Source organism: Pseudomonas sp. QD4, from assembly GCF_049199125.1.
In the GTDB taxonomy this organism is placed as follows: Bacteria; Pseudomonadota; Gammaproteobacteria; order Pseudomonadales; family Pseudomonadaceae; genus Aquipseudomonas.
Map to the genome: position 1 here is coordinate 1,224,826 of NZ_JBLZOM010000002.1, position 23,181 is coordinate 1,248,006.

The window sequence follows — 23,181 nt, forward strand, 5'->3', positions numbered from 1 at the left end:
GAATCAAAGCTTAGGCGTGTTTGCTGTCGCAAACGGCCGAGGGTGCTTGGCAGGCCCTCCAGCCGTTTCTTCAAGCCTAGAAAATACGCTTGCTGAAACGTTTAATCTAGAATGTTTGGCACGTTACTCGATAATCTCTCATCCTTGAAGCCCTACCGGTCGAATGCATGTTGCGACAATGGTCGCCTGCCCTTATCGGGTAGGATTGACGAAAATGTCCGGCAAGCACCAAAAAAACAAGGAAATCCCGGGTTGAAACTCAGTGATATAGCCAGGCTGGCCGGTGTGTCGGTGACAACCGCCAGTTACGTGATCAACGGCAAAGCCGAACAGCAACGCATCAGCAATGCCACCGTCGAGCGGGTGCGCGCGGTGGTCGAGGAGCACGGCTTTACCCCCAACCCCCAGGCCGCCGGGCTGCGTAGCCGACGCACGCGCACCCTCGGGTTTATCCTGCCGGACCTGGAAAACCCCAGTTACGCGCGGATCGCCAAGTTGCTGGAACAAGGCGCCCGCGCCCGTGGTTATCAGTTGCTGATCGCCAGCTCCGACGATGCCCCTGACAGCGAGCGGCAACTGCTGCAACTGTTTCGCGCACGGCGTTGCGACGCCCTGTTCGTCGCCAGTTGCCTGCCCGCCGACGATGACAGCTACCGCACCCTGCAAGCCCAGGGCCTGCCAATCATTGCCATCGACCGGGTGATGCAGCCCGAGCTGTTCTGCTCGGTGATCAGCGACGATCAGCAGGCCAGCCTGCAATTGACCCGCAGCCTGTTGCAGCCCCAGCCCAAGCAGATCGTGCTGATCGGCGCACGCCCCGAGCTGAGCATCAGCCAGGACCGTCGCGCGGGCTTCCAGCAGGCGCTGGCGGGCTTCGCCGGCGAGGTGCTGGTGGAGCATGGCGAGGCCTTCAGTCGCGATTGCGGCCGGCAATTGATGCAAGAGCTGTTGCAGCGCCTGGGGCATCTGCCGGATGCGCTGGTCACTACTTCTTATGTGCTGTTGCAGGGGGTGTTCGATGCCCTGCACGACTTCCCGCTCAAATCGCGGCCACTGCGCCTGGGGACCTTCGGCGACACCCAGTTGCTGGACTTCCTGCCACTGCCGGTCAATGCCATGGCCCAGCAGCATCAGCTGATTGCCGACCAGGCCCTGCAACTGGCCCTGGCCGCCGTCGAGCAAGCCCATTACCAGCCTGGCGTGCACGCCATCCCCCGGACCTTCAAGCAGCGTATTCACGAGGCCTGAACGTGGAGCTGATCGACACCCACACCCACCTCGACTTCCCAGACTTCGACGCCGACCGTACGGCGTTGCTGGCCGACAGCCGCGCCCTCGGGGTGCGGCGCATGGTGCTGCTGGGGGTGTACCGGGACAACTGGCAGCGGATCTGGGACCTGGTGCAAGGCGACCGCGAGCTGTACGCCGCCTTCGGCCTGCACCCGGTGTACCTCGATCAGCACCAGCCCGCCGACCTCACTCAACTCGGTGACTGGCTGGCACGCCTGGCCGGCCATCGGCAGGTGTGTGCGGTGGGTGAGATCGGCCTGGATTACTTTCTTGAACACCTGGACCGCCCGCGTCAGCAGCAGCTGTTCGAGGCGCAACTGCAACTGGCGGCCGACTTCCAGCTCCCGGCCCTGCTCCATGTACGGCGCAGCCATGCCGCGGTGATCGCCACGCTCAAGCGCTTCAAGCTCAAGCGCGCGGGGATCATCCACGCGTTCGCCGGCAGCCGCGAGGAAGCCCGGGAATACATCAAGCTGGGGTTCAAGTTGGGCCTCGGCGGCGCCGCGACCTGGCCCCAGGCCCTGCGTATGCACAAGGTGCTGGCCGATTTGCCGCTGGAAGCGCTGGTGCTGGAGACCGACTCACCGGACATGGCGCCGGCCATGTACCCCGGCCAGCGCAACAGCCCGCAACACCTGCCGGCCATTTGCGCCGCCCTGGCGCAGATCATGGGCCTGAGCGCCGAACAACTGGCCGCTGCGAGCACGGCCAACGCCTGCGAGCTGTTCAACTGGCCACCCGCCTGAAGTGGCCAGCGGTAGCGGCCGTCAGACGCGAAACGCGCTGATCAGCTGCTTTAGCTGCACCACCTGCGCCGACAACCGGCGGCTGGCGTCTTCAGTCTGGTGCGCGCCCTCGGCGGTGCGCTCTCCGGCCCGGTTGATCTCGACGATGTTCTGATCGATGTCGTGGGCCACGGCGGTCTGCTGCTCAACCGCCGCGGCAATCTGCTGGTTCTGGTCGACGATCATGCCCACCGCGCCAAGAATGTTCTCTAGGGCCTGCTGGACCTTTTCCGATTGCCCCACGGTGCCGCTGGCCATTTCATGGCTGACGCCCATGGCCTTGACCGCTGCGCCCACGCCGCCATGCAACTTGGCGATCATCTGGTCGATTTCCTCGGTGGATTGCTGGGTGCGCTTGGCCAGGGTCCGCACCTCGTCGGCCACCACCGCAAAACCACGCCCCTGCTCACCGGCCCGAGCAGCCTCGATGGCGGCATTGAGCGCCAGTAGGTTGGTCTGTTCGGCGATGCTCTTGATCACTTCCAGGACTCGGCTGATGGACTGGCTGTCACTGGCCAGCTGGTTGATCACCCGCACCGACTGGTCGATCTCCCCCGCAAGCAGGGCGATGCTGTCCTGCTGCGATTCCACCAGGCCTCGACCGTTGATGGTCTCGTCGTTGACGCTGTGGGCACTGCTGACCGCCGCCGCTGCGCTGCGGGCCACTTCCTGGGCGGTGGCCGACATCTGGTTCATCGCCGTGGCCACCTGTTCGATCTGGCTGCGCTGCCCGGCCACCGCCTGGTTGCTTTGCGCCGACACGCTCTCGACTTGCCCGGCCTGGCGCTCGACTTCGCCCACGGTCTGCCCCACCAGCTCGATCAGGTCATGGATCTTGGCCACGGTGCCGTTGAACACTTTGCCCAGCTCCCCCAGCTCATCGCGGCTGTGGGCGGTGAAACTGACCGTCATGTCCCCCGCCGCGACCTTGTCCATCACCGCCCCCAGGCGCCTGAGGGTGGTCCGGGTCGAGGCGTAGAAACCGCCGTACAGGTAGACAATCAGCAAAAACACCCCGGCCAGGGCCGCCACCAGCAGCACCATGTGGCTGCGGTTCTGTCCCAGGCGCTGTTGCAGTTCGACGCCGAGAAACTTCAGGGTCGCTTCGTTGAGCTGGTAGGTCTGATCCATCAGGCCGCTGACCTGGTCGTAAAAGCCCTGCCACGGCGTGTCGAGGGTGTCGGCCATCACCACCTTTTCCTCGAACAGCTCACTGGCCTGTTTCAGGCTGCTTTTACTGGCGCTGGCCAGGCCGTCCAGCGCGCTGTGGGCGGCCTTGCTCGACCCCAGGGCGTCTTGCAGCTTGAGGCCGTACTCGGCCTGGAGTTTTTCAATCTGCACCAGCAACTCGTCGAAGCGGGTGCTGGCCGAGGAGTTGAGAAAGCCCTGGCCCAGGGAGTAGGCACCCATCGCCCGCCCCTCGCCCAGGGTCTGGGTGATCTGCGGGGTGACGCTGGTCACCAGTTCGCTCAATTGGCGGATATCACTCTGCCCATCCCGGCTCAGACCCGATTGGCTGGCGATGATCTGGCTGAAGATTTGCGCGCTGCCCAGCAGCTTGCCGATCAACGCACTTTTACTCTGCAGCGAGCTCTCGCTTTGCTGGACCTTGAAGGCCGCGATCATTTCATCGCGCTTGGCGTCGAATACCCCGATCTGCTCCGGATCGACCGCCACCGCACGCAAGCCTTGCAGGCGTTCGAGCACGGTGCGCTCCAGGGCGCTGATCTTGCTCTCGGTATCGCCGCCCTTGGCGGACTGGCCGAGGGTGGCGTTGATCTGCACCAGGTTGTTCAGGGTTTCCAGGTCGCGCCGCAAGGTCAGGCTGCTGCCCAGCAGGTCGAGGCTTTGCAGCTCGACCTGGGTGCCCTGGAACTCTCGATAGGAATCGCGCACCAGGTAGAAGTTGGTGACCAGCATCGGCAGGAAGAACAACACGCTGATCAGGCTGAACTTCATGCCGAAGCTCAGGCGGTTCATCAGTGCGACGGCGGGATAGAGCAAACTCTTCAAAAGTAGTCTCCCTTCGGGCTTTTTATTGTTATGGGCAGCCGCGCAAAAGGGTCAGAGTGCCACTATTGAGCGTCACGTCTGTATAGCTCAAATCGGCGAAAGGGTTTGTAACTTAAAGTTAACCGCCCGCGGGAAACCGGCGCGGGTACTGGGGGATGCGAGAAGGGTTTGAGGCGGGGATCGGGTCAGGGCTGGCGGGCAGCCCCGACCCGGGTCAATCAGCCCAGCACGGTCCACAGGGCAAAGCCTGCGTACCACAGCAGCGCCGCGCGCAGCAGCAACTCCCAGAGCTGGTCCAGGCTATTGACGCCATCGGCGCCCGCCACCGGAGCGGGAATTTCGCCGGCCACCAGGCCGACCTTTTCCACCAACTGTGCGGCGCTGATGTTCCAGTTCAGCAGCTCATGCAGCATCACCCGGCTGACCGCGACAAAGTTGCCGACCAAGGCAAAGCTCGCCGCCAGCAAACGCACCGGAAGCCAGTCGAAGGCATGCCGCAGTTGCCCCGCGCGCTCCACCAGGGCTGGCGCCGTGCCGTGCTCGGCGGCCAGGGCCAGCAGCCGATAACTCAAGGCCGCCACCGGCCCCAGCAGGAAGTACCAGAAAATCACCGCGAAGAAGCTTTGATAGGCCTGCCACAGCAAATGCCCTTGCACCCGCTCCAGCAACTGCTCACCGCTGTCGGCGCAGATCCCCAGGTCACGCTGGGCGACATGGGCCGCGGCCTGCAGGTCTTCGCGGCGCCAGGCATCGCGAAACGGTCCGAGCCCCCCCAGCAGATCGCCACGCCCCAGGCTGTAGATCACCACCAGCAAATGCACCGGCAGCGCCAGCAAGCCATAGGCCACCGGCTCCAGTACCCACAGCAGCATGCCCAGCAGGATTGCCGGCAACAGCACCAGCAACGTGAGGATCAACCAGGGCCGATTGCCCAACCGCGGGCTGGCTTGCAACCGGGCCAGTTCCCCGAGCCAGGCACCGTCGCGCTGCACGCGATGACGCAGGGCGGAAAACTTCTCGACCCAGACAGCCAGCAGCAACACCAGAAAACTCATTGTGCGTCCCCCCTTTCCAGGGCTGCGCGATAGCGCGCCCAGTCAAAACCTGGTCCCGGGTCGGTCTTGCGACCCGGGGCGATATCGCTATGACCGCAAATCCGCTGCACGGTGATAGCGCTGTATACAGCCTGTAACTGCCGGGTCAGGGCAATCAGCGAGTGGTACTGGGCATCGGTGAACGGCAACTCATCGGTGCCCTCCAGTTCAATGCCCAGGGAAAAGTCGTTGCAGGTCTCGCGCCCCTCGAAACAGGACACTCCGGCATGCCAGGCGCGATCCAGGCACGAGACAAACTGGGTCACGCTGCCATCACGCTCGATCAGGAAATGCGCAGACACCCGCAGCTCGGCGATCCCGGAAAAATAAGGGTGTTCGGTGACATCCAGACGGTTTTGAAAGAATTCCTGCACTTTGCCGGTAGCAAACTGCCCTGGAGGCAGGCTGATGTTGTGAATCACCAGCAGGGAAATTTCATCGCAAGGGCGCAGATTGAAGTTGGGCGACGGGCAATGGCGCACGCCGTGACACCAACCACTGGCAGGGTCCAACTGCATACAGATTCCTTCAACTAGAGCCTTGGGTGGCTCAGTATGCCGCGATCCAGGCCCAGGTTGCGATCACTTGCCGCGATTGAGGCGCTGCAGGTTGTCGATCACCGATTCCAGGGCCCGGTCGAACAGCAAGGTATCGTCGAGGGTGCGCACGGCGGCGCGGTGAAACTCCAGGGCCAGGCCCATGCGGGTGCGTTCCAGGACCTTCATCCCGGTGCGATTGACGAAGATGTACTTGGCGCCGGGCTGGACGATGGCCGCCAATTTGCAGCGCACAGTGTTTTCCTCGTCCTCCTGAAACTCGACCCAGGCGCCCAGGCGCAACTGGTCCACCAGCAGCAGGCTGGCGTCGTTGGCGGCCAGGGCCACGGGCGCGGCTTCCAGGGGGCCCTCTTCGGCCGACGCCAGGACTATTTCCTGCTCCACCGCAACCATCGCTGGTGCCTGGGTTTCGAGGGCGACAACCCGGGGCTCGGGGTTTGGGGTCAGGCGCTCGAAAACCTGAAGGTGCAAGACTTCCAGCTGGCTGAAAAACTCACTGGTAGCGAAAGGATCGAATGCGGCGCTGCTCAGTCCGTCTCGCAGCCCCTTGAGCAACCCCGGCACCAGGTTCAGCAGTTGCAGGGCGGCATCGGGCTCATCGTGGCGCTCAACGCTCCACACCAGCTCTTCCATGGTCTGCACGGCGGCTTGCCACTCGGACGACTGCTCGCCGTGCTTGAGGCAGGTCAGCAACAGCACCTTGCTCCAGGCCTGCTGCACAAACTCCACCACCACCTGGGGCAATACCTTGCCCAGCAAGCCGTGGTTCAGCACCTGCTCAACGCGCCGACGCGCCAGCTCGGCCTTGGCCCGCCCTTCTTCGGCATCGCGGGTGCGCTGTTCGAGCAGTTCGCTGCGGCGCCGCTCATCGGCGGTAAAGGCCAGGAAGTCCGCGAGCAACTCGGAGAAAATCGCCGGATCATCGACAAAATCATTCAGCAGCCGTTGCACCACCTGCTCGATCCGCAGGTACAGGCTGTCGCGCTGGTGATCGTCGCAGGCGCCCCAGCCCAGGGCGGCCGCAGCAATTTCATTGAGCAGGCGCCGGGCCGGGTGGGAGCCACGGCTGAAGAAGCTCTTATCCAGCACCGCGACCTTGAGCATCGGGATCTGCAGGCGGCCGATCAATGCCTTGAGCGAGTCCGGCACGGTGCGGTCGTCGAGAATGAATTCGAAAAGCATGGCGATCAGGTTGATCACATCCTCATCGGCCACCCCGACCACCCGGGATTTACCACTCTTGACGCTGACCCGAGTGAGCAATTGCTCAAGCTGATTGCGCAGGTCGAAGTCATCCTGGGCGCCGGCCGGCACATATTGCTGCAGGTGCGAAAGCAGGCGCAGCAAGTCGCGGGTCGAGATTGGCTGGGTTTCGGCGCTGGCCTCGAGGGTCGGGGCAACGCTGCCACGCACGTGGAATAACAGCTCCTGCAAGGCGGCAAACACTTCCTGGACACTGTCGTCGATCTGCGGCCCGCCCGATTTGACTGCGGCCTCGCTGGCACTGGCATGGGTGTCGGGGGCGGTGCGATCGGTGCTGCGACGGGCCGGCGCGGGCATCAGCTCAGGCAGGACGCCGGTGGCAATCAACAGCTGGTTGGCTTCGGCGTACAGCTGGTGGACTTCGCTGAGCACGTAACGCTCGAACAGCTTGAGGATGATCAGCTTGACCTTGATCTCCACCCCCAGGTTGCGCCCCGCCTGCATAAAGTACTCGCAGAGCAGAGTCGGCCCCAGGGGATTGCTGCGTTGATCCAGGCGTTTGCCAAGCAGCGCAGCCAGGCGTGCATGCAACTGGCCCAACGCCAGGCCATCGCGATTGAGCACCTTGGCCACCATGGCGTCGACGGCCACGGTCCGCTCCAGATCGTCACGGCTCGACTGCGCTGCGGGGTCGTAGCTCACCGCCTGGTGTGCCGCCGCAGTCGGGTCGTACTGCACAAGGCCGACAAAGGCCTCGAAGAACATTTCGAGAAAGCCGCGTTCGATGCTTTTGCGCTTGAGGCGCAGGTCGCGCATGGCCTCGAAGAAGGTGTTCTGGTCGACATTGTTTTGCGCCCTGTCGGCCATTTCAAACAGCGTGTCGTCCGCGTTATCGAACAACTCCTGCAAGCCATGGCGCAGCTGCTGTGCGGCCTTGTCACGCACCTGGAGCAGAATCACAGGCAGGCGGGCGAGCGGCGACGCGGTCGCCTGATCGGTAGCCGCCTTGTGCAAAGGCACTACATTCCCGTCGTTGTGCATCCAAGCCTCCAGAAAGGTGTCGCTGTGCTTCAAGGTGAAAATGGCGGGCGCCGACCGCTCACAGTCGAGTACCTGCAGGCACTCACTGCATGGGGATTTTCAGGGGAAACAAGAGGACGTCAAAGCCATGACGCCAATTACAAGGCGGATTATCTGGCAAAAAGCGTTCCGAGTGCCAGCAGACTCTGCTGATCCTTTGAAATAGCCCGCAATTTATGACCGTCAATAAAGGTAAATGACTCGATTGATGCGACAAAAGGCGACGACACACGCGATAAGTGCCGTGCGCGCGCCTTGGGTTCACTCACGGCATGGCCCTATAATCGGCCCCACTTTGTTAGTGGAGCCCGTTATGCCGAATCTACGTCTCGCCGATTTGACCGCCGAAATCGAAGCCAACGTGCGCCGTGCGTTGCTCGAAGACATCGGCAGCGGCGACATCACCGCGCAACTGATCCCGGCCGAGCGCCTGGCCAAAGCCACCATCATTACCCGTGAGGCGGCGGTCATCAGCGGCACGGCCTGGGTCGATGCGGTGTTCCGGCAGTTGGATCCGCGGGTTGCCGTGCATTGGCAGGTTCGCGATGGCGATCGGGTCAGCCCCAACCAGGCGCTGTTCCACCTCGAAGGCCCGGCTCGCTCCCTGCTCAGCGGCGAGCGCTGCGCGCTGAACTTCCTGCAACTGTTGTCCGGCGTCGCCACCCGCGCGCAGTACTATGCCGACTTCGTCGCCGACACCCAGGTCAAGCTGCTGGATACGCGTAAAACGCTTCCAGGGCTGCGCCTGGCACAAAAGTACGCAGTGACCTGCGGCAGCTGCCATAACCACCGCATTGGCCTGTACGACGCCTTCCTGATCAAGGAAAACCATATCGCCGCCTGCGGGGGCATCCCTGAAGCCATCAAGGCCGCCCACAAGATCGCCCCGGGCAAGCCGGTCGAAATCGAAGTGGAAAGCCTGGCAGAGCTGCAGGAAGCCCTGGCAGCCGGGGCGGACATCATCATGCTCGACGAGTTGAGCCTGGATGACATGCGCGAAGCGGTGCGTCTGAATGCCGGCAAGGCCAAGCTCGAAGCCAGCGGCGGGATCAACGAAAGCACCTTGCGCACCATCGCCGAGACGGGTGTGGATTACATTTCGATTGGTGCCATGACCAAGGATGTGAAAGCGGTGGATCTGTCGATGCGGCTCAGCATCTAAGTGACAAGGCACAAGCTGCAAGCCGCAAGCTGATCTGCTTTGGCTTGCAGCTTGTAGCTGCTTTTAAACCACCAGATTGTTCATCTCGCAGTACTCTTCCCAATCCACGCCCAATACCTCTGCCGCCTCCTTGTGCAGAACCAGGCGCGCCGCCTCGAACTCTTCCGGGGTCGAGGTGTACTTCAGCGTCAGTTCCCACGGCTGCAAGCCCTGGGCTTCTGCCTCATCCTCAAACGCCCATTGGATCTGGTCCTTCTGATCGTCGGCACTCAGGTCCTTGATCTCTTCCGCCAACTGCGGCGAGTCCAGCAGGTACTGCTTGAGTGCTTCTTCGTGTCTGGCTTCTTGGGTCAATGCTTTAGCGGTCATGTCGTTCTCGTTGATCTGGGGAATGGAAGATGGATCTGGATCATCAAGGATCTCTCTGACGCAAAAAACCGTGACAAGCCCGGTTTGTCTGGCCTTCAGAACCATTCGGGGATCATCTGAAAACTGCTACGGGGTGTTCGTGCAAAGTCCGAATATAGGACCTTTGGCTGACGATTTATACGAGTCGTTACATCAAATCTACAAATAAGCCGACGCCATCAGGTGTCGACCATTTGTGCAGACGCCCAGGAACAAGTTCCACAGCACAAAGTCATAGCGATGTGCCATCTAGGCACCTCACAAGGAATTCAGGTGATGCACAACTTTTCGAAGCTCCCGGCCACCCTGTTTGCAACCGGTATGGCTGCCCTGCTGCTTGGCAGTATGGTGCTGCCCAACGCGGCTCAGGCAGGGTTTGAACTCAGTTCTGACCACCCTTCGTATTCGGACAAACTGGCTGCCGTGCACAACTCGTTCGGCAAGGACGTCGTGGTCCGAAGCGACTTCAGTATTGATGGGATGGAAAAGCTGCAGAGCACGGTCAAGAGCAACTCGGTTGAAATCGAAACCCTGAAGAAAACCATCAAGGACCAGGCGCGCCTTATCGAAGAGCTCAAGCGCAACAACGGCTCGAGTTCCAGTTCGAACGCCAGTGAACTGTCCGACCTCAAGCGCACCGTTCGTGAGCAGGAAAGCGACCTGAAGAACCTCGGCAAACAACTGGACGATCTCAAGCGCAGCGCTGGCTCCAGTTCGAGCGCCAGCGACTTGTCCAGCCTCAAGCGTGAAGTCAGCGACCAGGACCGCGCCCTGGACCAGCTCAAGCGAACGGTCGAAGAGTTGAGCAGAAAAGTGAAGTGATGGGGGCGCTGGTGCCCGAGACAGGAATCGAACCTGCGACCTTCGCGTTACGAGTGCGCTGCTCTACCGACTGAGCTACACGGGCAGTGAGCTAAACCTAGCACAGCTTTGATCCGCGTCCACCGTCGTCACCGTCTCGGTAACGGGCGGACAAAAAAATGCCCCGCAGCTTTCACTGCGGGGCATTTTCACAACGCTGAAGCGTCAGGCGTGGGTGCGATTAAACGCCCGAAGCCTTGGCCGCTGCCACGTCTTTGATGGACAGCTTGATACGGCCGCGGTTGTCCACGTCCAGTACCAGTACTTCCACTTCCTGGCCTTCTTTCAGGATGTCGGTCACTTTCTCTACGCGAGCGTCGCTCAGCATCGAGATGTGAACCAGACCGTCCTTGCCAGGCAGGATGTTGACGAATGCGCCGAAGTCGACGATGCGCTCAACCTTGCCGACGTAGATCTTGCCGATCTCGGCTTCCGCGGTGATGCCCAGAACGCGCTGACGCGCGGCTTCTGCGGCTTCCTTGGTTTCGCCGAAGATCTTGATCGAGCCGTCGTCTTCGATATCGATCGAAGCCTTGGTCTCTTCGCAGATCGCACGGATGGTCGCGCCGCCTTTACCGATGACATCACGGATTTTGTCGGTGTCGATTTTCATCGCGATCATGGTCGGAGCGTTTTCCGACAGCTCGTTACGCGACTGACCAATGATCTGGTTCATCTGGCCGAGGATGTTCAGGCGCGCGTCCAGGGCTTGGCCCAGGGCGATCTCCATGATTTCTTCGGTGATGCCTTTGATCTTGATGTCCATCTGCAGCGCGGTCACACCTTTGGCGGTACCGGCTACTTTGAAGTCCATGTCGCCCAGGTGGTCTTCGTCACCCAGGATGTCGGTCAGGATGGCGAACTTCTCGCCTTCTTTAACCAGACCCATGGCGATACCGGCAACCGGTGCCTTCATCGGCACACCAGCGTCCATCAGGGCCAGGGAAGCGCCGCAGACCGAAGCCATGGAGCTGGAACCGTTGGACTCGGTGATTTCCGATACCACGCGGATGGTGTACGGGAACACGTCGGCAGCAGGCAGCATGGCCTGAACCGAACGACGAGCCAGACGACCGTGACCGATTTCGCGGCGACCAGCGCCACCCATGCGACCACACTCACCTACCGAGAACGGTGGGAAGTTGTAGTGCAGCATGAACGGGTCTTTTTTCTCGCCTTCCAGGGTGTCCAGCAGCTGTGCATCACGGGCGGTGCCCAGAGTTGCAACCACTAGAGCCTGGGTTTCACCACGGGTGAACAAAGCCGAACCGTGGGTCTTTGGCAGAACGCCGACTTCGATGTTCAGCGGACGTACGGTCTTGGTGTCGCGGCCGTCGATACGTGGCTTGCCGTTGACGATGTTTTCGCGAACGGTGCGGTATTCGATTTCGCCGAAGGCAGCTTTGACTTCGCTGGAAGTCGGCTGGCCTTCTTCACCGGACAGCTTGGCGACGACCTGGTCTTTCAGCTCACCCAGGCGCGCATAGCGGTCAGCCTTGATGGTGATGGTGTAAGCCTGGGAGATGGCTTCGCCGAACTCGGAGCGGATAGCGCCCAGCAGTGCGGTGGCTTCTGGCTGTGGAGCCCAGGTCCAGGTTGGCTTGGCGGCTTCGGCGGCCAGTTCCTTGACGGCGTTGATCACCACCTGGAACTCGTCGTGGGCGAACAGTACGGCGCCCAGCATCTGGTCTTCGGTCAGCTCTTTGGCTTCCGACTCAACCATCAACACGGCTTCCGAAGTACCGGCAACGACCATGTCCAGGCTCGATGCTTTCAGTTGCTCGTAAGTCGGGTTCAGCAGGTAGCCGGTGCTTTCATGGAAAGCAACGCGAGCGGCGCCGATCGGGCCGTCGAATGGAATACCGGAGATCGCCAGCGCAGCCGAGGTACCGATCATCGCAGCGACGTCCGGATCGGTTTTCTTGCTGGTGGACAGCACGGTGCAGACAACCTGCACTTCGTTCATGAAGCCTTCTGGGAACAGAGGGCGGATCGGACGGTCGATCAGACGCGAGGTCAGGGTTTCTTTCTCGGAAGGACGGCCTTCACGCTTGAAGAAACCGCCAGGGATCTTACCGGCAGCGTAAGTCTTTTCCTGGTAGTGAACGGACAGAGGGAAAAAGCCCTTGCCTGGATCGGCTTGCTTGGCACCGACTACGGTCACCAATACGCTGACGTCGTCGTCAACGGTGACCAATACTGCGCCGGAGGCCTGACGGGCGATACGGCCAGTCTCGAGGGTAACGGTCGACTGACCGAACTGGAATTTTTTGATTACCGGGTTCACGGTGTCCTACCTTCTTTGTGGCTCTTGGGGAACTTGTCTTCTTGCGAAATTCTTGGGCAACGCCGGGAATCGGCCCAGCTGTCATTGTCCAGGTAAAACTATTGTCCAGATAAAACTTGAGGCTGGGAGCCTGCCATGCGCCAGCGGGAAACCCGCTGACGCACAGCAAACAACCAACCTCTAGCGCAATCGCTTATTAGCGACGCAGACCCAGGCGAGCGATCAGCGAGCTGTAACGGCTCACGTCCTTGCCTTTCAGGTAGTCCAGCAGCTTACGGCGCTGGTTTACCATGCGGATCAGACCACGACGGGAGTGGTGATCTTTACCGTTGGCCTTGAAGTGACCTTGCAGTTTGTTGATGTTGTGGGTCAGCAGTGCAACTTGCACTTCTGGCGAACCAGTGTCACCAACAGCTTGCTGGTAGTCAGCTACGATTTGAGCTTTTTCTTGAACGTCGAGAGCCATGAGGCAATCCTTTTATCAGGAAACGATTCGCGAGAACCGCTTCAATAGGCCGAGGGCAAACCCTCGTATTTTAAAATGAGAAGTGACCATGCCTATTAACAGCCACCCTCGTCCGGTCATTCTGACCGAATCAATCGACGCGGCGCGATGCGCCCGTCTTCGCTCACTTCACCGATACCGATGAAACGACCGTTGTGATCCTGTACCCGTACCATGCCGAACTTCGGGGCATCCGGGGCTCGTACCGGCTGGCCGTTGAGCCAGTAGAACGAGCTGTGCTCCGAGAACTGCAACAGCGGCCAATCCAGCAGGCCGCTGTCCGATGGCATCAGGAAGCGGTCGACCGCTTCGTTGCCGCCTTCGGCATGTACCGCTTCCAACTCTTCCAGCGTGACCGTCTGCGCCAGGGTGAAAGGTCCGGCCTGGGTACGTCGCAGTTCAGCAACGTAAGCGCCACAGCCGAGCTCTTCACCAATATCCTCCACCAGGGTGCGGATATAGGTGCCTTTGCTGCAATCCACCGCAAGCCGCGCAGTATCGCTTTCGAAGGCCAGTAATTCCAAGCGCGCAATAGTAACAGAACGCGCTTCGCGCTCCACTACTTCGCCTGCACGAGCCAGCTTGTACAGCGGCTGGCCATCACGTTTGAGTGCCGAGTACATCGGCGGTATCTGACTGATTTGCCCGCGAAATCTCGGCAACGCCGCTTCGACATCGGTGCGACCAACGGTCACCGGGCGCTCCTGCAAAACCTCGCCCTCGGCGTCCGCCGTAGTCGTGGTCTTGCCCAGTTGCGCCAGGGTTTCGTAACTCTTGTCGGAGTCGAGCAGGTACTGGGAGAACTTGGTCGCCTCACCGAAGCACAGCGGCAATACGCCAGTGGCCAGCGGGTCGAGGCTACCGGTATGCCCGGCCTTTTCAGCATTCAGCAGCCAGCGCACCTTCTGCAAGGCAGCGTTGGAGGTGAACCCCAACGGCTTGTCGAGCAGGATGATGCCGCTGACGTTACGACGGATACGTTTGACCTGAGCCACCGATTACTCCTTGGTGTCTTCGGGTTCTGCCGCAACCGGGTGCTGATTGTCCTCAGCCACGGCACGTTCGATCAGGGCCGACAGGTGGGCACCACGCACGACGCTTTCGTCGTAGTGGAAGTGCAACTGCGGAACGCTGCGCAACTTCATCTCACGGGCCAACTGCATCCGCAGGAAGCCTGCCGCCGAGTTCAGCACCTTGATGCTTTGAGCGATGTCTTCAGCGCTGTCCTGGCCCATCACGGTGATGAAAATCTTGGCGTGACCGACGTCACGGCTGACTTCCACGGCGGTGATGGTCACCAGACCGACGCGCGGGTCTTTCACTTCACGACGGATTAGCTGTGCCAGCTCACGCTGCATCTGATCGCCGATACGTTGGGTACGGCTATATTCTTTTGCCATGTCTTGTTACCTGTTACTGCCCTGCGGTGAAACCCGCATGGTCTGAAAGCGGCAAACGCCCGGCCTGACAGAAGCCAGACCGGGCGTTGCGTTTAGAGTCCTGCTATGGTCCGAGCATGTTTCATGCTGCAGCCCATAGCGGCCCTTGAAGTGCGCGAGTTAGAGGCTGCGAGCAACCTGAACCTTCTCGAAGACTTCGATCTTGTCACCGACTTTGACGTCGTTGTAGCTCTTCACGCCGATACCGCATTCCATGCCGGCACGTACTTCGGAAGCGTCATCCTTGAAGCGGCGCAGGGATTCCAGCTCGCCTTCGAAGATAACGATGTCTTCACGCAGTACACGGATTGGACGGTTACGGTGCACAACACCTTCGATAACCATGCAACCGGCGATCGCGCCAAACTTCGGCGAACGGAACACGTCGCGGACTTCAGCAACACCCAGGATGTTCTCCCGCACGTCGCTGCCAAGCATACCGGTGAGGGCTTTCTTGACGTCTTCGATGATGTCGTAGATCACGTTGTAGTAACGCATATCCAGACCTTCCTGCTCGACGATCTTGCGAGCGCCAGCATCGGCACGCACGTTGAAGCCGAACAGTACAGCGTTGGAGGCCAGTGCCAGGTTGGCGTCGGACTCGGTGATACCACCGACACCGCCACCCACAACACGCACTTGCACTTCGTCGTTACCCAGGCCGTTCAAGGCACCGTTCAACGCTTCCAGCGAACCACGGACATCGGATTTGAGGACGATGTTGAGCGTCTTCTTCTCTTCCTGACCCATGTTCTCGAAGATGTTTTCAAGCTTGCCGGCGTGAGCACGGGCCAGCTTGACTTCGCGGAACTTGCCTTGACGGAACAGAGCCACTTCACGGGCTTTCTTCTCGTCGGCAACCACGCTCATCTCGTCGCCAGCGTCCGGGGTACCGTCCAGGCCGAGGATCTCGACAGGGATGGAAGGACCGGCTTCCTTGATTGGCTTGCCGTTCTCGTCGAGCATGGCGCGAACGCGGCCATAGTTCGAACCGACCAGCACCATGTCGCCTTGGCGCAGGGTACCGTCTTGAACCAGAACGGTAGCAACCGGGCCACGACCTTTGTCGAGACGCGATTCAACCACGACGCCACGACCCGGGGCCGATGGAGTCGCTTTCAGTTCCAGGACTTCAGCCTGCAGCAGAACAGCTTCGAGCAGTTCGTCTACACCGGTACCGACTTTCGCCGAAACCGATACGAACGGGGTGTCGCCGCCCCACTCTTCCGAGGTCACGCCGTGAACCGACAGTTCGCTACGGATACGATCGAGATCGGCGCCCGGCTTGTCGATTTTGTTCACAGCCACAACCAGAGGAACACCGGCCGCCTTGGCGTGCTGGACAGCTTCAATGGTCTGCGGCATCACGCCGTCGTCCGCTGCAACGACCAGGATCACGATGTCAGTCGCCTTGGCACCACGGGCACGCATGGCGGTAAACGCGGCGTGACCTGGGGTGTCGAGGAAGGTGACCATGCCGCGTTCGGTTTCAACGTGGTATGCACCGATGTGCTGGGTGATACCACCGGCTTCGCCGGCCGCTACCTTGGCACGACGGATGTAGTCGAGCAGCGAGGTCTTACCGTGGTCAACGTGGCCCATTACGGTCACGACTGGTGCACGGGAGAAGGTCTCGCCTTCAAACTTCAGGGACTCGGCCAGGGAATCTTCCAGGGCAGTGTCGCTGACCAGGGTCACTTTGTGGCCCAGCTCTTCAGCAACCAGTTGGGCAGTTTCCTGATCCAGTACCTGGTTGATGGTGGCCGGAGTGCCCAGCTTGAACATGAACTTGATGATTTCAGCTGCCTTGACCGACATCTGTTGAGCGAGATCGCCCACAGTGATGGTCTCGCCGATCTTCACTTCGCGCACGACAGGGCCGGTTGGGCTCTGGAAACCGTGGGCGTTGCGTTTTTTCAGCTTGGCCTTGCCGCGACCACCACGACGGAAGCCATCGCTTTCTTCGTCGGTAGTACGTGGGGCAACGCGAGGTGCCGGTGCCTTTTCCTTGACCGAAGCACGATGCGGAGCGTTTTTGCGCTCACCATCGCCACTGCCACGACGATTGTTATCGTCGGCACGTGGTTTGTCAGGACGGCGCTGTTCTTCACGCTTGCGAGTGTCGACAGCAGGGGCTGGAGCAGCGGCCACGACCGGCGCGCTTTCACGCACAGGCTCGGCAACTGCGGCAGGAGCTGCAGCAACTTCGGTAGTCGTGGTTTGCGCAGCAGCAGGCTGGCGACGCGCTTCTTCTTCGGCGCGACGCTTGGCTTCTTCTTCAGCCTTCTGACGTGCAGCATTTTCTACTGCGCGACGTTCTTCCAGTTCGCGTTTGCGCTCGGCTTCGATTTCTTCCGGGCTGCGCTGTACGAAGACTTTCTTCTTGCGTACTTCAACGCTGATGCTTTTGCTGCCAGCAACACGCAGGGTGCTGGTGGTTTTACGCTGCAAAGTGATCTTGCGCGGTTCTTCCACTTTCGCCTTGTGGCTGCTTTTCAAGTGAGTCAGCAACGACTGCTTCTCACTGTCGCTCACATGTTCCTCGGCGGCGGTGTGCGGCAGACCTGCCTCACGCATCTGCTGCAACAGGCGCTCTACCGGTGTTTTGACCTCATCGGCCAGTTGTTTCACCGTGACTTGCGTCATGCACTTCTCTCCTCAGGCCGCGCCTAATTACTCGAACCAATGGGCTCGGGCGGCCATGATCAACTTGCCGGCACGATCATCGTCAATGCCGTCGATGTCGAGCAGGTCGTCAATAGACTGCTCGGCCAGGTCTTCGCGGGTAATTACGCCGCGCACCGCCAGTTCCATCGCCAAATCCTTGTCCATACCCTCAAGCGAGAGCAGGTCTTCGGCCGGATGGGCGTCTGCCAGCTTTTCCTCAGTAGCGATGGCTTTAGTCAACAAGCGATCCTTGGCCCGAGCGCGAAGCTCGTTGACGGTGTCTTCGTCAAAGCCGTCGATGTTGAGCATTTCTTCCAACGGTACGTAGGCAATCTCTTCCAGGCTGGTAAAGCCTTCATCTACCAGCACCTGCGCCAGGTCTTCGTCGACTTCCAGCTCGTCGATGAAGTTGCGCAGGATGTCGCCGGTTTCTGCTTGCTGCTTAGCCTGGATGTCCGATTCGGTCATGACGTTCAGGGTCCAGCCAGTCAACTGGCTGGCCAGACGCACGTTCTGACCACCGCGACCGATGGCCTGGGCCAGATTGTCTGCGCCAACGGCGATGTCCATGGCATGGGCATCTTCGTCAACGATAATTGCCGCAACCTCAGCCGGTGACATGGCGTTGATCACGAACTGCGCCGGGTTGTCATCCCACAGGACGATATCCACACGCTCGCCACCCAACTCACCGGAAACGGCCTGGACGCGCGAACCGCGCATACCAATGCACGCGCCCTGCGGGTCGATGCGCTTGTCTTTGGAGCGGACCGCGATCTTGGCGCGCGAACCCGGGTCACGGGAGGCAGCCATTACTTCGATCAGGCCTTCAGCGATTTCCGGCACTTCAATACGGAACAGCTCGATCAGCATTTCCGGCGCGGTACGCGACAGGATCAGCTGAGGGCCGCGGTTCTCGGTGCGGATTTCCTTGAGCAGCGCACGCAGGCGCACGCCAACCCGGAAAGTTTCGCGAGAAATGATGTCTTCACGGGCCAGCAACGCTTCTGCGTTGTTACCCAGGTCGACGATCACATTGTCGCGGGTTACTTTTTTCACGGTGCCGGAGATGATTTCCCCCAGGCGCTCGCGATAGGCATCGACGACTTGAGCACGCTCAGCTTCGCGAACCTTCTGCACGATGACTTGCTTGGCAGTCTGTGCAGCGATGCGGCCGAACTCGATGGAGTCGATCTTTTCTTCAACGACGTCGCCAACCTTGGCGCCAGGATGCGTTTCAGCAACCTTGCTCGGCCAGGTTTCGATCGCAGGATCGTCCAGGTCGGCTTCCTCGACGACAGTCCAGCGACGGAAAGTCTCGTAGGCACCGGTGTGGCGGTTGATTTCCACACGCAGGTCAACTTCGTCTTCAAAACGCTTTTTGGTAGCTGTGGCCAAAGCCAGCTCCAGCGCTTCAAAAATCACGCTTGCCGGTACACCCTTTTCATTGGATACCGACTCAACAACCAGCAGTACTTCTTTGCTCATCGTACGCCTCGCCTTTCGCAAGCCATTGGATCCGCGGGATCCGCGTCTCAGTCAAAACTGGGAATTATGTTGGCCTTGTCGATCATATCGATCGGCAACAGGAACTCATGGTCTTCTACCTGCACCACGATGTCCTGCTCCTCTATCCCGCGGAGAAGGCCCTGAAAATTACGCCGACCTTCGAAAGGCGAGCGCAGCTTGATCTTCACTTGTTCACCGACATACTTGGCAAACTGTTCAAGAGTGAACAGCGGGCGTTCCATGCCAGGAGAGGAAACTTCAAGGGTGTACTCAACAGTGATTGGATCTTCGACATCCAGAACACCGCTGATCTGACGGCTGACGATGGCGCAATCGTCCACCAGCACACCGCCTTCTTTATCAATATAAACGCGCAACAGTGAGTGGCGGCCTTGAGCTGAAAACTCGATACCCCAGCATTCATAGCCAAGGGCCACGACCACCGGGGCCAACAAGGCCTGCAACTGTTCTAGCTTGCTCGACACCTGAACCCCCTCGTGCATGCTTGTGCAAATAAAAAATGGGCGAAGCGCCCATCCCGGAAACGCCGTTGAATAGCGGCGTTATAAAGTGTCCAGCTAACAAAAAGCCCCTGAAAAGGGGCTCCGCTAAAACTGGTTGCGGGGGCCGGATTTGAACCGACGACCTTCGGGTTATGAGCCCGACGAGCTACCAGACTGCTCCACCCCGCGACAAAGCTGGGGCGGAAGTATACGACCGATCCCCTTAAGGGTCAATGTAACCTTCCACCTACAAGAAAGCCCGCAACAGCGGGCTCTCCTGATAATTGGTACCGAGAAGGGGACTCGAACCCCTACACCCTATGGGCACAACCACCTCAAGGTTGCGTGTCTACCAATTCCACCACCTCGGCAAATACTGCGTTACTGCGTGAAACCCTTCTTACTTTTGCTCTTGAGCTGGAGGTACGTCAGTCGCAGTGTTAGCCGACTTTTGCTCTTGAAGCACCGGTACATCATCAGAAGCCGGCTTTTGCTTTGGAACTTCCAACACCGCTGGGTTTGGCAAACCTACTTGAGTCAGCTCATGAGCTTTCTCTTTAGCAAAGTAACCTAACCCCAAGCTGGTTATGAAGAAACCTGCGGCAAGTATAGCAGTAAACTTACTAAGAAAGGTAGAGGAACCTTGGCTTCCGAACACAGTATTTGAAGCACCTGCACCGAAAGACGCACCAGCATCCGCACCTTTACCCTGCTGCAGCAAAACCAGAGCAACTACGCCCAGAGCGCCCAGCAGATGAAAAACGACTACGACTGTTTCCAGCATTTTTTCAGTTTCCCGCGGCGCGACAAATCGCACCGAACTCATCTGCATTCAGGGAAGCTCCACCAATGAGCCCCCCATCGATATCCGGCATGCCGAACAGTTCGACCGCATTGGCCGCCTTCACGCTGCCGCCGTATAGAAGCCGCACACCTCGTGCGACCTCAGAATTCTCTGCCGCCAACTGCGCGCGAATGGCTGCGTGCACATCCTGCGCCTGTTGCGGTGAAGCAGTCAGCCCGGTGCCAATGGCCCAGACCGGCTCGTAAGCGATAACCGCATTGGCGAAAGCGCCAACACCCAGCTCTTCGATGATGCTGCCCAGTTGACGCCCGACAACTTCCAGGGTCTTACCGGCTTCGCGCTGCTCCAGGGTCTCCCCCACACACAGGATCGGCTTCAAGCCACATGCCTGTGCTGCTGCGAACTTGCGGTTGAGAGTCACATCACGCTCGCCCATGATCAGGCGGCGCTCAGAGTGCCCAACCAGCACCAGGGAACAACCTGCGTCCACCAACTGACTGGGAGCAATCTCACCCGTCAGCGCACCTTGCATGGATTCCACCGCAGAATTCTGCGCGCCGACCGAAATCGACTTTCCTTTCAGGCCATCAATCACTTGATTGATATACAGGCAAGGAGGGAATACCGCGACATCAACACCGCTAGGCAAGGCCAGATGACGAAGGCCATTGATCAGCTCAGCGACGCTGGCGCGGGTACCGTGCATCTTCCAGTTACCAGCTACCATAGGGCGACGCATGCTGTACCTCGTCGGTCAAAGTGGGCGCAGATGTTACCCAACCGCGTTAACACTGGCAAGCCGAAATCAGGCAGAAACTTCAGCAACCAGTTTTGCCAGCTCATCGGCGTAGCCACGAACCACAGCCTCGTCGTCACCTTCGACCATGACGCGCACCAAAGGCTCGGTACCCGACTTGCGCAGCAACACGCGACCGCGCCCCGCCATGGCAGCCGTCACACGCTCACACGCTTCCTTGACCGCCGGATGCTCGACCGGGTTCTTGCCACCGGAAAAACGCACGTTGACCAGGACTTGCGGGCACTTTCGCAGCGCCTGACGGGACTGAGCCAAGCTCTCGTTACGCGTCTTGAGCGCCATCAACACCTGGAGTGCGGCGATGATTGCGTCACCCGTGGTGGCATGCCGGAAACACACGATATGCCCCGAATTCTCGCCGCCCACCTGCCATTTACGCTCGATCAGCTCGGCAATCACGTAGCGGTCGCCGACATTGGCGCGCACGAAGGGAATCCCCAGATCAGCCAGGGCCAGTTCGAGCCCCAGGTTGCTCATCAAGGTCCCTACAACGCCGCCCTGCAGGCGATCACGCTCGTGCAGATCACGGGAAATGATAAACAGCAGCTCATCGCCGTCGACAATCGCCCCGGTGTGATCGACCATCAGCACCCGGTCGCCGTCGCCATCGAAGGCAATCCCAAGGTCGGCATGCTCAGCCAATACCGCGGCCTGCAACTGCGACATATGGGTCGAACCGCAATTGTCGTTGATGTTCAAGCCGTTGGGCTGCGCCGACAGGACAGTGACGTCGGCACCCAACTCGCGAAACACGCTTGGAGCCACCTTGTAGGTAGCGCCATGAGCACAATCGAGGACGATTTTCAGACCCGCAAAACTGGTGCTGGAAGGTACGCTGCTTTTGCAAAATTCAATGTAACGCCCAGAGGCGTCATTGATCCGCGACACTTTGCCCAGCTTGCTCGACTCCACCACGGTCATGGGGGCGTCCAGCAGCTCTTCGATCATCAATTCCACTTCATCCGGAAGCTTGGTGCCCTCACCGGAGAAGAACTTGATGCCGTTATCATCATGCGGATTGTGCGACGCACTGATCACAATCCCGGCCTCGGCATGGAACGTCCGCGTCAGATAAGCAATGGCCGGCGTCGGCATAGGCCCCAGCAGCAAAACATCGGCACCTGCGGCGGAAAGACCGGCCTCCAGTGCAGATTCGAACATGTACCCGGAAATTCGCGTGTCCTTACCCACCAGAACACGACAAGCGCCCATGCTACGGAAGGCCATACCAGCGGCCCAACCGAGCTTGAGCATGAAATCGGGGGTAATCGGGTACACGCCCACACGACCGCGAATGCCGTCGGTGCCAAAGTATTTTTTAGTCATAAGTGCTCCATCATTCTTATTCGGCCATTTCCACTGCCGTGATCATCCGCACCACATCCACCGTCTCTGCCACATCATGGACGCGCAAAATCCGCGCGCCCTTGCCCATGGCCAGCGCAGCGAGAGCCAGGCCACCATAGAGGCGCTCTCCCACCGGACGATTCAGGGCGTGACCTATCATGCTCTTGCGGGAAACCCCTACCAGCAGGGGGCGTCCGAAGACATTCAAGGCCTCCATATGCTTGAACAGGCTCAAGTTATGCTGCAGGGTCTTGGCGAAACCAAAACCCGGATCAAGCACGATGCGCTCAGCTGCGATGCCGACCGCCGCACATTGAGCCATGCGCTCAGCCAAAAACTCACACACTTCTTCAGTCACGTTGCGATAGTGCGGATCATTCTGCATATCGCCAGGCTCACCCAGCATGTGCATCAGACATACCGGCAAGCCGGTAGCTGCAGCCGCGTCCAGCGCACCATCACGCTGAAGGGAGCGCACATCGTTGATGAGGCCAGCCCCCAGGCGCGCAGTCTCTCGCATGACCGCAGGCGTGGAAGTGTCCACAGAGATGATCACATCCAGTTCGCGATGAATCCGCTCGACAATCGGCGCCACTCGCTCCAGCTCCTCCAGGGGAGAAACCGCTCGTGCGCCTGGCCTAGTCGACTCACCGCCAACATCGATCAGCGTAGCACCGGCCGCAACCATTGCCTCGGCATGCCGCAAGGCAGCGTCAAGCTGGCTGAAACGACCGCCATCGGAGAAGGAGTCAGGAGTGACATTAAGAATGCCCATAACATGCGTATGGGCCAAATCAAGAACCCGGTTGCCGCAAGGCAACCGGGTTGAGGACGACACAGAAGTCATTT

20 protein-coding genes, 3 tRNA genes and 1 pseudogene are annotated in these 23,181 nt (G+C 59.9%); 4 read left to right on the forward strand and 20 right to left on the reverse strand.

All coding sequences use genetic code 11. From position 1 onward, the window contains the following. Positions 1-252 precede the first annotated feature (252 nt). Together cra and ACOZJV_RS16585 are read left to right on the forward strand one after the other, a co-directional pair. Positions 253-1,248 carry a catabolite repressor/activator gene (cra, locus tag ACOZJV_RS16580; RefSeq protein WP_078469796.1) on the forward strand — a complete coding sequence of 332 codons (996 nt, stop codon included), beginning with the start codon at positions 253-255 and terminating at the stop codon, positions 1,246-1,248. A 2-nt stretch (positions 1,249-1,250) separates the two neighbouring features. Continuing rightward, the gene (locus ACOZJV_RS16585) at positions 1,251-2,036 is read left to right on the forward strand and encodes a TatD family hydrolase (RefSeq protein ID WP_421548057.1); all 786 of its coding nucleotides are present in this window, start codon (positions 1,251-1,253) and stop codon (positions 2,034-2,036) included. Between the two features lie 21 nt (positions 2,037-2,057). On the opposite strand, the gene ACOZJV_RS16590 is transcribed toward ACOZJV_RS16585, so the two are convergent. The 5 genes and pseudogenes from ACOZJV_RS16590 to ACOZJV_RS16610 all read right to left on the reverse strand — a co-directional run bounded on the left by ACOZJV_RS16590 (position 2,058) and on the right by ACOZJV_RS16610 (position 7,983). After that, positions 2,058-2,987, reverse strand: coding sequence for a methyl-accepting chemotaxis protein (locus tag ACOZJV_RS16590; RefSeq protein ID WP_371106557.1), 930 nt, complete (start codon positions 2,985-2,987; stop codon positions 2,058-2,060). After that, positions 2,964-4,055: pseudogene (locus ACOZJV_RS16595) on the reverse strand (methyl-accepting chemotaxis protein); the annotation flags it as partial. The gene ACOZJV_RS16590 and the pseudogene ACOZJV_RS16595, both read right to left, overlap by 24 nt. Positions 4,056-4,306: 251 nt before the next feature. Further along, positions 4,307-5,143, reverse strand: a complete 837-nt coding sequence (gene ampE / locus ACOZJV_RS16600; RefSeq protein ID WP_201129427.1) for a regulatory signaling modulator protein AmpE — start codon at positions 5,141-5,143, stop codon at positions 4,307-4,309. After that, the gene (ampD, locus tag ACOZJV_RS16605) at positions 5,140-5,700 is read right to left on the reverse strand and encodes a 1,6-anhydro-N-acetylmuramyl-L-alanine amidase AmpD (RefSeq protein ID WP_078469792.1); all 561 of its coding nucleotides are present in this window, start codon (positions 5,698-5,700) and stop codon (positions 5,140-5,142) included. Before ampD ends, ampE begins: the two co-directional genes overlap by 4 nt. A gap of 63 nt (positions 5,701-5,763) precedes the next feature. Beyond that, positions 5,764-7,983 (reverse strand): DUF1631 domain-containing protein, encoded by a 2,220-nt coding sequence (locus tag ACOZJV_RS16610; RefSeq protein WP_421548058.1) that lies wholly within the window; start codon positions 7,981-7,983, stop codon positions 5,764-5,766. A gap of 352 nt (positions 7,984-8,335) precedes the next feature. Here ACOZJV_RS16610 and nadC point away from each other — a divergent pair, with 352 nt between their 5' ends. After that, entirely contained in the window at positions 8,336-9,184 is an 849-nt protein-coding gene (gene nadC / locus ACOZJV_RS16615) for a carboxylating nicotinate-nucleotide diphosphorylase (protein ID WP_078469790.1), read from the forward strand. 63 nt (positions 9,185-9,247) lie between these two features. Here nadC and ACOZJV_RS16620 read toward each other — a convergent pair whose 3' ends face one another. Beyond that, on the reverse strand, positions 9,248-9,553 hold the full coding sequence (locus ACOZJV_RS16620) for a DUF6388 family protein (protein ID WP_201129424.1): 306 nt from the start codon (positions 9,551-9,553) through the stop codon (positions 9,248-9,250). 315 nt (positions 9,554-9,868) lie between these two features. Between ACOZJV_RS16620 and ACOZJV_RS16625 the strand changes: the two genes are divergently transcribed. Then, a complete protein-coding gene (locus tag ACOZJV_RS16625; protein ID WP_421548059.1) occupies positions 9,869-10,414 on the forward strand; it encodes a hypothetical protein in 546 nt (181 codons plus the stop codon). 9 nt (positions 10,415-10,423) lie between these two features. Here ACOZJV_RS16625 and ACOZJV_RS16630 read toward each other — a convergent pair. The 14 genes from ACOZJV_RS16630 to folP form a co-directional block, all read right to left on the reverse strand. After that, a tRNA-Thr gene (locus ACOZJV_RS16630) sits at positions 10,424-10,499 on the reverse strand. A 135-nt stretch (positions 10,500-10,634) separates the two neighbouring features. Beyond that, positions 10,635-12,740, reverse strand: coding sequence for a polyribonucleotide nucleotidyltransferase (pnp, locus tag ACOZJV_RS16635; protein WP_020299906.1), 2,106 nt, complete (start codon positions 12,738-12,740; stop codon positions 10,635-10,637). Between the two features lie 196 nt (positions 12,741-12,936). Further along, positions 12,937-13,206, reverse strand: coding sequence for a 30S ribosomal protein S15 (gene rpsO, locus ACOZJV_RS16640; RefSeq protein WP_020299907.1), 270 nt, complete (start codon positions 13,204-13,206; stop codon positions 12,937-12,939). Between the two features lie 116 nt (positions 13,207-13,322). Further along, positions 13,323-14,240 (reverse strand): tRNA pseudouridine(55) synthase TruB, encoded by a 918-nt coding sequence (gene truB, locus ACOZJV_RS16645; protein WP_020299908.1) that lies wholly within the window; start codon positions 14,238-14,240, stop codon positions 13,323-13,325. A gap of 3 nt (positions 14,241-14,243) precedes the next feature. Beyond that, the gene (rbfA, locus tag ACOZJV_RS16650; RefSeq protein WP_078469788.1) at positions 14,244-14,645 is read right to left on the reverse strand and encodes a 30S ribosome-binding factor RbfA; all 402 of its coding nucleotides are present in this window, start codon (positions 14,643-14,645) and stop codon (positions 14,244-14,246) included. Between the two features lie 159 nt (positions 14,646-14,804). Beyond that, positions 14,805-17,330, reverse strand: coding sequence for a translation initiation factor IF-2 (gene infB, locus ACOZJV_RS16655; protein ID WP_020299910.1), 2,526 nt, complete (start codon positions 17,328-17,330; stop codon positions 14,805-14,807). A gap of 27 nt (positions 17,331-17,357) precedes the next feature. Beyond that, positions 17,358-18,839 (reverse strand): transcription termination factor NusA, encoded by a 1,482-nt coding sequence (gene nusA, locus ACOZJV_RS16660; protein ID WP_020299911.1) that lies wholly within the window; start codon positions 18,837-18,839, stop codon positions 17,358-17,360. A gap of 47 nt (positions 18,840-18,886) precedes the next feature. After that, the gene (rimP, locus tag ACOZJV_RS16665) at positions 18,887-19,345 is read right to left on the reverse strand and encodes a ribosome maturation factor RimP (protein ID WP_020299912.1); all 459 of its coding nucleotides are present in this window, start codon (positions 19,343-19,345) and stop codon (positions 18,887-18,889) included. A gap of 130 nt (positions 19,346-19,475) precedes the next feature. Further along, positions 19,476-19,552: transfer RNA gene (locus tag ACOZJV_RS16670), tRNA-Met, on the reverse strand. A gap of 96 nt (positions 19,553-19,648) precedes the next feature. Then, positions 19,649-19,734, reverse strand: a tRNA-Leu gene (locus ACOZJV_RS16675). A 29-nt stretch (positions 19,735-19,763) separates the two neighbouring features. Beyond that, positions 19,764-20,147: a preprotein translocase subunit SecG gene (gene secG, locus ACOZJV_RS16680; RefSeq protein WP_078469786.1), complete on the reverse strand. Its 384-nt coding sequence runs from the start codon at positions 20,145-20,147 to the stop codon at positions 19,764-19,766. A 4-nt stretch (positions 20,148-20,151) separates the two neighbouring features. Then, a complete protein-coding gene (gene tpiA, locus ACOZJV_RS16685; protein ID WP_020299914.1) occupies positions 20,152-20,907 on the reverse strand; it encodes a triose-phosphate isomerase in 756 nt (251 codons plus the stop codon). A gap of 66 nt (positions 20,908-20,973) precedes the next feature. After that, a complete protein-coding gene (glmM, locus tag ACOZJV_RS16690; RefSeq protein ID WP_078469785.1) occupies positions 20,974-22,311 on the reverse strand; it encodes a phosphoglucosamine mutase in 1,338 nt (445 codons plus the stop codon). Between the two features lie 16 nt (positions 22,312-22,327). After that, positions 22,328-23,179 carry a dihydropteroate synthase gene (folP, locus tag ACOZJV_RS16695; RefSeq protein WP_421548060.1) on the reverse strand — a complete coding sequence of 284 codons (852 nt, stop codon included), beginning with the start codon at positions 23,177-23,179 and terminating at the stop codon, positions 22,328-22,330. Positions 23,180-23,181: the final 2 nt, after the last annotated feature.

Coding starts and splice junctions, on each gene's coding strand:
- rpsO (WP_020299907.1), bottom strand. CDS start 13,206: ATGGCTCTCGACGTTCAAGAAAAAGCTCAAATCGTAGCTGACTACCAG.
- rbfA (WP_078469788.1), bottom strand. CDS start 14,645: ATGGCAAAAGAATATAGCCGTACCCAACGTATCGGCGATCAGATGCAG.
- ampE (WP_201129427.1), bottom strand. CDS start 5,143: ATGAGTTTTCTGGTGTTGCTGCTGGCTGTCTGGGTCGAGAAGTTTTCC.
- folP (WP_421548060.1), bottom strand. CDS start 23,179: ATGACTTCTGTGTCGTCCTCAACCCGGTTGCCTTGCGGCAACCGGGTT.
- ampD (WP_078469792.1), bottom strand. CDS start 5,700: ATGCAGTTGGACCCTGCCAGTGGTTGGTGTCACGGCGTGCGCCATTGC.
- nusA (WP_020299911.1), bottom strand. CDS start 18,839: ATGAGCAAAGAAGTACTGCTGGTTGTTGAGTCGGTATCCAATGAAAAG.
- nadC (WP_078469790.1), top strand. CDS start 8,336: ATGCCGAATCTACGTCTCGCCGATTTGACCGCCGAAATCGAAGCCAAC.
- tpiA (WP_020299914.1), bottom strand. CDS start 20,907: ATGCGTCGCCCTATGGTAGCTGGTAACTGGAAGATGCACGGTACCCGC.
- ACOZJV_RS16610 (WP_421548058.1), bottom strand. CDS start 7,983: ATGCACAACGACGGGAATGTAGTGCCTTTGCACAAGGCGGCTACCGAT.
- secG (WP_078469786.1), bottom strand. CDS start 20,147: ATGCTGGAAACAGTCGTAGTCGTTTTTCATCTGCTGGGCGCTCTGGGC.
- infB (WP_020299910.1), bottom strand. CDS start 17,330: ATGACGCAAGTCACGGTGAAACAACTGGCCGATGAGGTCAAAACACCG.
- ACOZJV_RS16590 (WP_371106557.1), bottom strand. CDS start 2,987: ATGACGGTCAGTTTCACCGCCCACAGCCGCGATGAGCTGGGGGAGCTG.
- glmM (WP_078469785.1), bottom strand. CDS start 22,311: ATGACTAAAAAATACTTTGGCACCGACGGCATTCGCGGTCGTGTGGGC.
- ACOZJV_RS16620 (WP_201129424.1), bottom strand. CDS start 9,553: ATGACCGCTAAAGCATTGACCCAAGAAGCCAGACACGAAGAAGCACTC.
- ACOZJV_RS16625 (WP_421548059.1), top strand. CDS start 9,869: ATGCACAACTTTTCGAAGCTCCCGGCCACCCTGTTTGCAACCGGTATG.